The following is a 7,960-nucleotide window of genomic DNA, read 5'->3' on the forward strand; positions in this document are numbered from 1 at the left end:
ATCCATAAGTTCTAATCGCTTTTACAAATCTCTCTATTTGATACTTAGGTATGCCTGTTCTCATTGATATTTCTTTTCTGTTTAATATCCCCAAATGTAACCTAAAATACAAAATCAGCCGTTCTGTTTCGTTGTACCTTTGAAACTCTATAGCTCTAAAATCGTTCCATTCGTTAAAACTTCTTCGCTGTGAAATTGTTTTAAAAATGTCTGTTTTTTACCTGACTTTTGCCCATAATCTTTGCCTGATTTTAGGGTTGAATTGTAAATTAAGAATTTGATTTGACATGATGCAAGTCCGCAAACTTTAAAATTCCTAAAATGCGCATTATGTTGTGATATTATGTAATTATTTGCCAATATGTTAATAATATTATAGAATCCTCGATGTAAGAGGCAAAGCGCATAAAAAATATTTTACGATGAAAGACTATCACTGAAACTCAAACATACACGAAAGGATTTCCGATAGTAATTATTGCCTGCATTCTCTCTCCGTAGCGTCCCCGACAAGGATATTTGGGGCGAGAGAAGCTCTAGACTAACACCTGCCACTCATCGATAAAGATATTCGAGAACAGATTGTTAGGAGAGAGCGACTTATTTCAGAGAAATGGGAAAATAGGTATGATGTAAGAGAGGAAAGGGGATTAATTGATATTAACAAAAATTGCTATAGTAGGCAGACCCAATGTAGGCAAATCCACTCTCTTCAACAGACTTGTTGGCAGGAGAAAAGCAATTGTTCATAAAACTTCTGGCACAACAAGAGATAGAAACGATTACGAAGTTTCATGGAAAGACAAAAAATTTATTGTGACAGATACTGCAGGTTGGAGTTCGGACGTTTCAGTTTTTTCAAAAGATATGTCTCGTCAGCTTGGCATTGCTGTTGAGAAAGCAGACATAGTGTTGTTTGTTGTTGACGGTAAAACTGGTATTCATCCTATGGACGCGCAAATTGCCCAGCAAATAAGACTTAGCCAGAAGAGAGCAATTCTTGTAGTAAATAAAATAGACACACAGGCAGAAGAGATAAAAGGCTACGAATTTTACGAGCTTAGCTTTGATGGGACTGTTTTTATTTCTGCAAATCATGGAAGGAGCATACACGATTTATTGGATCGAATTTGGGACAATATTAAATACAACAGAAAATCAAAGAAAGCGCAAGAGATCTTAAAAATAATTTTTGTGGGAAAATCAAATGTAGGGAAATCTTCACTTGTAAATGCTGTCGCTAAAGAAGAAAGAAGTATTGTTCACGATATTCCAGGTACAACAAGAGATTCTTTGACTGTTCATGTACGGGTTAATGATAAGGAATATATTGTTATAGATACTGCCGGTTTGCACAGAGGCAGTAAAATGAAAGATGATATGGAATATCTTTCAACCCTTAGTACAGACTATGCTATTGAGGACGCAGATGTTGCGGTTTTGGTTGCAGATGCTTCTCAAGGTATTGGCGAGACTGAAGTTAAAGTTGCAAGACTTCTTCATGAAAAGAAAAAGCCGGTTATCGTAGCCGTAAATAAATGGGATCTGATAGAGGAAAAAGAAGAAGCTGCAAAATATTTTGAAGAGCAGCTGAGAGAAAGAATAAAGTTTATGAGCTGGGTGGATATTCTTTTTATATCGGCAAAAACAGGACAGAGATTAGAGAGAGTATTTCAAGAAGCAGAACTTGTGTTTAAGCAGTATTCAAAAGAACTTACGCAAGAAGAACTTAATGAAGTTATAAGAGATGCTATTGCAAGAAAACCTTATACAAGTAAAGGTAAAACGTTAAAATTAAAAGAGTATGCTCAAGTTGCATCCAAACCGCCTATATTTGTTTTTTCAGTAAATGATATGGAACTCATACATTTTTCTTACGAAAGATTTCTCGAAAATTGTTTAAGAGCAAGGTTTGGTTTTTATGGTACGCCGATAATATTAAAATTTAGAAAATATTATAAGAAGAAAATGGAGCAGTAATAAAATGTTTATAAAATTCTTATATATTGTTTTTGCATATTTATGTGGGTCAATTCCTTTTGCGTATATTATCGCTAAAAACGTTGCCAAAGTTGATATACGTACAGTGGGGTCAGGAAACCCAGGAACTACAAATGTTTTCAGGTCAGTTGGAAAAAGCGCAGGAATAGCAACTTTTGTGGCAGATGTTTTAAAGGGTTTTATTCCCGTATATTTTGCAATATTAATAGATAATTCTTTTTCTTACTCCGTTGCCGTTGTGGCAGCTACAATGCTTGGGCACATATTTACAATATTTTTAAAATTTAAAGGCGGAAAGGGTGTTGCTACAGGATTAGGCGTGTTTTTGGCGCTTATGCCATTGCCTTCGTTGGTAGCTTTTGGTATTTTTGGTTTAGTTTTTATGTTTTCGGGTTATGTTGCAATAGGATCAATATGCGCTGCAATAAGTTTGCCTCTATCTTCCTATTTTTCAGGACATGATATAGAGGCTATAATATTTTCTTTTGCTTTCGCGATGTTAATTATTTATAAACACAAAGCAAATATAAAAAGATTGAAAGAAGGCTCTGAAAACAGATTTAGAATGTTTAAGAGGAGATAGAATGGAAATTACTGTTTTGGGAGCAGGCTCGTGGGGCGCTACGCTTGCAGCTCTTTTGTTTGACAATGGGCATAATGTTACTCTTTGGGAGTTTGATAAAAAAAGAGCGAAAGATTTGCAGGACAGAAAAATAAAACCTTTTAAAGCAGGCGCTCATTTACATGAAGGGATGGTTGTTACAAGCGAATTTGATAGCTTGTACCAACTGCCGTTACGTCGACGGCAATAAATATTGAAACTGCAGAAAAATGTAGAATTCTTTTTATGAATGATTTTTTTAGAGTTTACAATCAAACTGACATTATAGGCGTTGAAATTGGAGCAGCTTTAAAAAACGTTTTTGCAATTGCTTCTGGAATCATTGATGGTTTAAATTACGGAGATAATACAAAAGCTGCGATAGTTACAAGAGGTCTTAGAGAACTTACAAAAATCGGAGTTGCTTTAGGTGGAAAAGAAGAAACTTTTTACGGATTGTCCGGATTAGGTGATTTGATGGTTACCTGTTTTTCAAGGCATTCAAGAAATCGCTCTGTAGGGCAATCGATAGGCGAGGGAAAATGTTTGGAAGATGCTGAAAAGTGTTTGGGAATGGTTGTCGAGGGCGTAAAAAATACAATAAGCGCTTATGAAGTCGGCAAAAAACTTAACATAGAACTTCCAATAATAAATGAAGTATATGGGGTTTTATTTAAGAATAAAAATCCTCTCGAAGCTGTAAACGGATTAATGACAAGAAAATCAAAACACGAGTAGGTGATTCAATGACTAAAAATGATATAGCGACATCGTTGTCAAAAATGTTAAGTTCAAAAAAGGAAGCTGATGCTGCCGTAAATAAAGTTTTTGAAGATATATCAAATGCTTTAAAAAATGGAGAGAAAGTTGTTGTAACAGGTTTTGGAAGTTTTAATATGTTTGAAACAAGAACAAAAAACGGTAGGAATCCTAAAACAGGTGAAAAACTTCTTATAGCTCCGATGAAAAAAATAAGATTTAAGCAGTCAAAAGATTTTTTTGAGTAATATAGAAAGGAAATGAGATGTCTAAAATTCCACCAATACCTGATAAAGAATATTTTACAATCGGAGAATTATCTCAGATAACGCTTGTTCCAAAGCATACTTTAAGGTATTGGGAGAGCGAATTTAAGCTTTTAAGACCCGTTAGAAAAAGCACAGGACATAAAAAATATCGTAAAGAAGATGTGGAAATAGTTTTTAAAATCAAAGATTTATTGTACAATCAAAGATACACAATTGAGGGTGTTAAAAAATGCCTAATGCGCGACAAGCGTAAAAAATCTATAGGTTCATCGGCAGACGCGTATTTGACGCATATGCCTGATTCTGAATTTTTAATAAATATTAAAGACGAACTAAAACACCTTTTAAAATTGTTTAAAAAATAATACAATGCTCGAGGAGAGTCAGTTTGATTGTGGTTCTAGTGGATGCCCTTTTTGTGTGAGGGTAAGTTTGATAGTTTTCGGGTCGGGGCGTGGCGTAGCTGGCTAGCGCACTCCCTTGGGGTGGGAGAGATCGCTGGTTCGAGTCCAGTCGCCCCGATGCTTTTTACTCATAAGATGGTACGTTTTGGGTACAAATAGGGAGTGTCTGAAATCCAAAATATCAACAGAATTTTTTAAATGTTCTTTCGATATGTGGGCATATGTCATTGTTGTTTCTATTTTTGAATGTCCCAAAAGCTGACTTACTGTAAAAAAGCTAATTCCATTTATAACCAAGCAACTATCGAAAGTATGACGTAAAGTACGAAAACTCACATTCTTAAACTTATATCTTTTATTAAGTAGCTAAGTATCAAATAGAGAGACTTGTAAAAGCTGTCAGGACTCAGGACTTATGGATATGAAGAGTTATCCTAAAACGGACAGTCATTTTAATGTAAAACCCGAAGTATAAAGACTTTTCAGACTAGTACAAAGATTTTTATACTACGACTGCAACTTTTTTTTCTCATCTGCCCTCGCCTGCAACATCTTCATCGTCTCAAAATCTGTTTTCAACGACGCACCATCATTCCTGCATCAATCTTCTGGTCATATTCGCCATATTGCCACATCAAACAGACAGATTATCTTGACCCCTACTACTACTTCTTCTCCTGCAACAGATTCGACAGCTCCGTCCACCTCGCCGTCTCATCCAACGTCAGCGCCTTCTTCGCCGCCACATTCATCTTCATCTGCAACGTCTTCAGAACCTCCTGCTGCTCCGGCGACAGAGTCTTCTCCGTCTCCTCCAGCGCCACCAGCTCCCTCTCCCTAGCCGTCTCATCCAACGTCAGCACCGTCCCCTTCGCCTGATTCACCCTCACCGACAGCGTCATCCACTCCTTCAACTCCGTCGCCTTCATCTTCACCAGATATTTCTTCTTCTCCTTCGGCTCCATACGTATCAGAGTCCTCAGCACCACCATCCTCTCACGCTGCTCCGGCGTCAGCGCCTTCTCCACCGCCGCAAACTTCTTCAGATTCAGCTTATCCAGCTCCTTCTTCTCATCCGACGTCAGAGCCTTCTCCCCAGCATCCCCCTCCTTCAGATTCAGCTTATCCAGCTCCTCCTTCTCATCCGACGTCAGAGCGTTCTTCCTCGCCTCCTCCTCCTTCAGATTCAGCTTATCCAGCTCCTCCTTCTCATCCGGCGTCACCAGCATCAACTTCGTCAGAGCCTCCTTCTTTTTCTGCTCTTCCGGCGTCAACCTCTCATCCGTCACCGTCAGCCCCGCCAGTGCCTCCTGCTGTTCCGGCGTCAGCCCCGCCACATCCGCCGACACCATCATCTGCATCAGCTCCTCCAACATTTTCAGCCTCTTATGCTGCTTCGGCGTCAGTGCCTTCTTCATCGCCACTTCCGACTTCTCCTGCAACGTCTGCAACTCCTTCTGCTTATCCGGCGACAGCGTCGTCGTCGTCACCAGCCCCATCTTCGCCTTCTCTATCCACTCCGGCGACAGCGTCTTTGAAGTCCTCAGCAACCTCATATTCACCAGTTGCTCCTTACTCTTCAACTCCAAGTACTCCTTCTGCTGCTTCGGCGACAGCATCGCCAGTCCCTCCAACTGCTCCAGTGACATCAGGCTCTTCACCGCCCATTTCGCCATCCCCTTCTGCTGCTTCGGCGTCAGCGCACCCTTCGCCGCCACCATCGTCAGCTCCTCCAGCTCCTCCTCTCCTGTTAGACTCATAGGACGACATGCGCCCGTTGATTTATCGCTTGGTTCACACGGTACCGGGTTCACGCCAAATTCGAAATCTTTACAATCTTCACCTAGCTCGTTACACAGCTCAACTTTTTTTAATCCACACTCACTATCATTTTTTGTATTTTTACATATTATACTGCCGTTCTCTGTTGTACATTCCATTTCACCTATAGATTTAATAGGCTTTCCTGCCTCCACAATAACCTTATCCTTATTTGAACATAGTTCATAAGCCAACTCTACTTTATTGTCAGTCGTCGCCCTAGCGAACCCGCCAGCTTTGCTACTAGCTTTGCTATCAGCTTTGCTAGATTTATCGGGCGAGCATGCCGAAACGAGCAGAGAAAGGCAAACAAACAAGCTTACACATCTCTTTAATTGTAATGTCATCATACTATCGGCGTCCTTGCGATGATGAAATGACGAAGCAATCCAGCATCGTTGTTGTCTAAATTGTCACAACTTTCTCTTTTGTTTTTATCTATCGGTTTTGATAGATTTAGATTTGGATATTAGGGGAATGCGGACTATGTATAGCTTCACGTGAAAATTCCCACTTTTATTTTATTCCCACCTTTTTTGTTTTGCATTTATAAGAAAATCAATTATACCAAATCAAATGTGATTGTATCAAATCAAAGCTTTTAACAAATCAACTACAACTATCGTCATTATACAAATTTAATCCCTTACCTTCAACATTTCAACCTTAGAAATTATATGATGAAAACAATGAAACCAATCAAAATTCAATCAAAGATCTTTGTCTTCTTTCTACCCTCTTAATCTAAAATCATCAAAGATTATAATCAAAAATCAAACAAAACACTCCAAAAAAACGGCTAAATGGACTCTATAATAAAGGAGCTAAGCTCCAAGAGCCAATGGCTCAAGGAACTAAGTTCCCAAGGGACAAAATCCCGGGGGACAATTTTTTAAAGAAACACTATTTTAAAGGGACTAAGTCCCAAGGAACAAAGTTCCAATGAACAAAATTCAAAGACTTTTCAGACTAGTACAAAGACTTTTTATACTACGACTGCAACTTCTTCTTCAACTAAAACTTCTCCTGCAACATCTTTTTCGTCCCAAAATCTGTTCTCAACGCCGCCTTCCTTCCTCAGCATTCTGCCATTTTTGCCATATTGCCACATCAAACAGACAGATTATCTTGACACCTACTACTACTGCAACAGATTCGACAGCTCCTTTATCCTCTTCTGCTGTTCCGGCGTCAGCGCCTTCTCCACCGCCTTTTCCATCTTCATCTGCAACGCCTTCTTCTCCTTCTGCTCTCCCAGCGTCAGCACCGTCTTCCCCCACAACTCCGCCTTCCTCTTCTGCTGCTTCGACGTCAGTGCCTTCTCCCCCACATGCTCCACCTTCGCAAACAGCGTCATCCACTCCTTCAACTCCGTCGCCTTCATCTTCACCAGATATTTCTTCTTCTCATCCGGCGCCATACGCATCAGAGCCACCAGCACCTCCATCCTCTCATACTGCTCCGGCGTCAGCACCGTCTTCCCCGCCTCCGCCACCTTCAGATTCAACTTATCCAGCTCCTTCTTCTCATCCGGCGTCAGTGCCTTCTCCCCCGCCTCCTTCACCTTCAGATCCAACTTATCCAGCTCCTTCTTCTCATCCGGCGTCAGTGCCTTCTCCCCCGCCTCTTTTATCTTCACAAACAGCGTCTGCAACTCCTTCTGCTCATCCGTCGTCGCCAGCGCCTCCTCTCCTATTAGTCTCATAGGAAGACACGCGCCTTTTGATTTATCGCTTGGTTCATTGCACGGTACCGGGGTCACACCAAATTCGAAATCTTTACAATCTTCACCTAGTTCGTTGCACAGCTCAACTTTTGTTAATTCACACTCACTACCATTTTTTGTATTTTTACATATTATACTGCCGTTCTCTGTCATACATTCCATTTCACCTATAGATCCAATAGGCTTTCCTACCTCCACAAAAACCTTACCTTTACTTGAACATAGGTCATAAGCCAACTCTACTCTATTTCCAGCGAACCCGCTAGCTTTGCTAGGTTTATCGGGCGAGCATGCCGAAAGGAGCAGAGAAAGGCAAACAAACAAGCTTACACATCTTCTTAAACGTAATGTCATCATATTATGTCTTCTTTTTAAGAGT

11 protein-coding genes, 1 tRNA gene and 1 pseudogene are annotated in these 7,960 nt (G+C 40.1%); 7 read left to right on the forward strand and 6 right to left on the reverse strand.

Translation table 11 applies throughout. The features are described from left to right. Positions 1-147: 147 nt before the first annotated feature. Positions 148-360 (reverse strand): hypothetical protein, encoded by a 213-nt coding sequence (locus tag LE180_RS05345; protein WP_374134426.1) that lies wholly within the window; start codon positions 358-360, stop codon positions 148-150. A 294-nt stretch (positions 361-654) separates the two neighbouring features. Here LE180_RS05345 and der point away from each other — a divergent pair, with 294 nt between their 5' ends. The 7 genes from der (at position 655) to LE180_RS05380 (ending at position 4,152) form a co-directional block, all read left to right on the forward strand. Beyond that, positions 655-1,980: a ribosome biogenesis GTPase Der gene (der, locus tag LE180_RS05350; RefSeq protein WP_374134427.1), complete on the forward strand. Its 1,326-nt coding sequence runs from the start codon at positions 655-657 to the stop codon at positions 1,978-1,980. Between the two features lie 4 nt (positions 1,981-1,984). Continuing rightward, on the forward strand, positions 1,985-2,584 hold the full coding sequence (plsY, locus tag LE180_RS05355; protein ID WP_374134428.1) for a glycerol-3-phosphate 1-O-acyltransferase PlsY: 600 nt from the start codon (positions 1,985-1,987) through the stop codon (positions 2,582-2,584). A gap of 1 nt (position 2,585) precedes the next feature. Beyond that, positions 2,586-2,813, forward strand: a complete 228-nt coding sequence (locus LE180_RS05360) for a 2-dehydropantoate 2-reductase N-terminal domain-containing protein (RefSeq protein WP_374134429.1) — start codon at positions 2,586-2,588, stop codon at positions 2,811-2,813. A gap of 26 nt (positions 2,814-2,839) precedes the next feature. Next, positions 2,840-3,340 carry an NAD(P)H-dependent glycerol-3-phosphate dehydrogenase gene (locus tag LE180_RS05365; RefSeq protein WP_374134436.1) on the forward strand — a complete coding sequence of 167 codons (501 nt, stop codon included), beginning with the start codon at positions 2,840-2,842 and terminating at the stop codon, positions 3,338-3,340. An 8-nt stretch (positions 3,341-3,348) separates the two neighbouring features. Beyond that, the gene (locus LE180_RS05370; protein WP_374134430.1) at positions 3,349-3,609 is read left to right on the forward strand and encodes an HU family DNA-binding protein; all 261 of its coding nucleotides are present in this window, start codon (positions 3,349-3,351) and stop codon (positions 3,607-3,609) included. A gap of 17 nt (positions 3,610-3,626) precedes the next feature. Continuing rightward, on the forward strand, positions 3,627-3,995 hold the full coding sequence (locus tag LE180_RS05375; protein ID WP_374134431.1) for a MerR family transcriptional regulator: 369 nt from the start codon (positions 3,627-3,629) through the stop codon (positions 3,993-3,995). A gap of 83 nt (positions 3,996-4,078) precedes the next feature. Then, positions 4,079-4,152 (forward strand) — tRNA-Pro (locus LE180_RS05380). 92 nt (positions 4,153-4,244) lie between these two features. Here the strand turns inward: LE180_RS05380 and LE180_RS05385 are convergent. The 5 genes and pseudogenes from LE180_RS05385 to LE180_RS05405 form a co-directional block, all read right to left on the reverse strand. After that, positions 4,245-4,370, reverse strand: a pseudogene (locus LE180_RS05385) (tyrosine-type recombinase/integrase); the annotation flags it as partial. A gap of 329 nt (positions 4,371-4,699) precedes the next feature. Continuing rightward, positions 4,700-5,653 carry a hypothetical protein gene (locus LE180_RS05390; RefSeq protein WP_374134432.1) on the reverse strand — a complete coding sequence of 318 codons (954 nt, stop codon included), beginning with the start codon at positions 5,651-5,653 and terminating at the stop codon, positions 4,700-4,702. Next, entirely contained in the window at positions 5,607-5,804 is a 198-nt protein-coding gene (locus tag LE180_RS05395; protein ID WP_374134433.1) for a hypothetical protein, read from the reverse strand. The genes LE180_RS05390 and LE180_RS05395 overlap by 47 nt, the downstream gene beginning before the upstream one ends. Positions 5,805-6,840: 1,036 nt before the next feature. Beyond that, a complete protein-coding gene (locus LE180_RS05400; RefSeq protein WP_374134434.1) occupies positions 6,841-6,966 on the reverse strand; it encodes a hypothetical protein in 126 nt (41 codons plus the stop codon). 30 nt (positions 6,967-6,996) lie between these two features. Further along, positions 6,997-7,560 (reverse strand): hypothetical protein, encoded by a 564-nt coding sequence (locus tag LE180_RS05405; RefSeq protein ID WP_374134435.1) that lies wholly within the window; start codon positions 7,558-7,560, stop codon positions 6,997-6,999. Between the last annotated feature and the right edge of the window lie 400 nt (positions 7,561-7,960).

Source organism: Candidatus Endomicrobiellum pyrsonymphae (genome assembly GCF_020328025.1).
Classification (GTDB): Bacteria; Elusimicrobiota; Endomicrobiia; order Endomicrobiales; family Endomicrobiaceae; genus Endomicrobiellum; species Endomicrobiellum pyrsonymphae.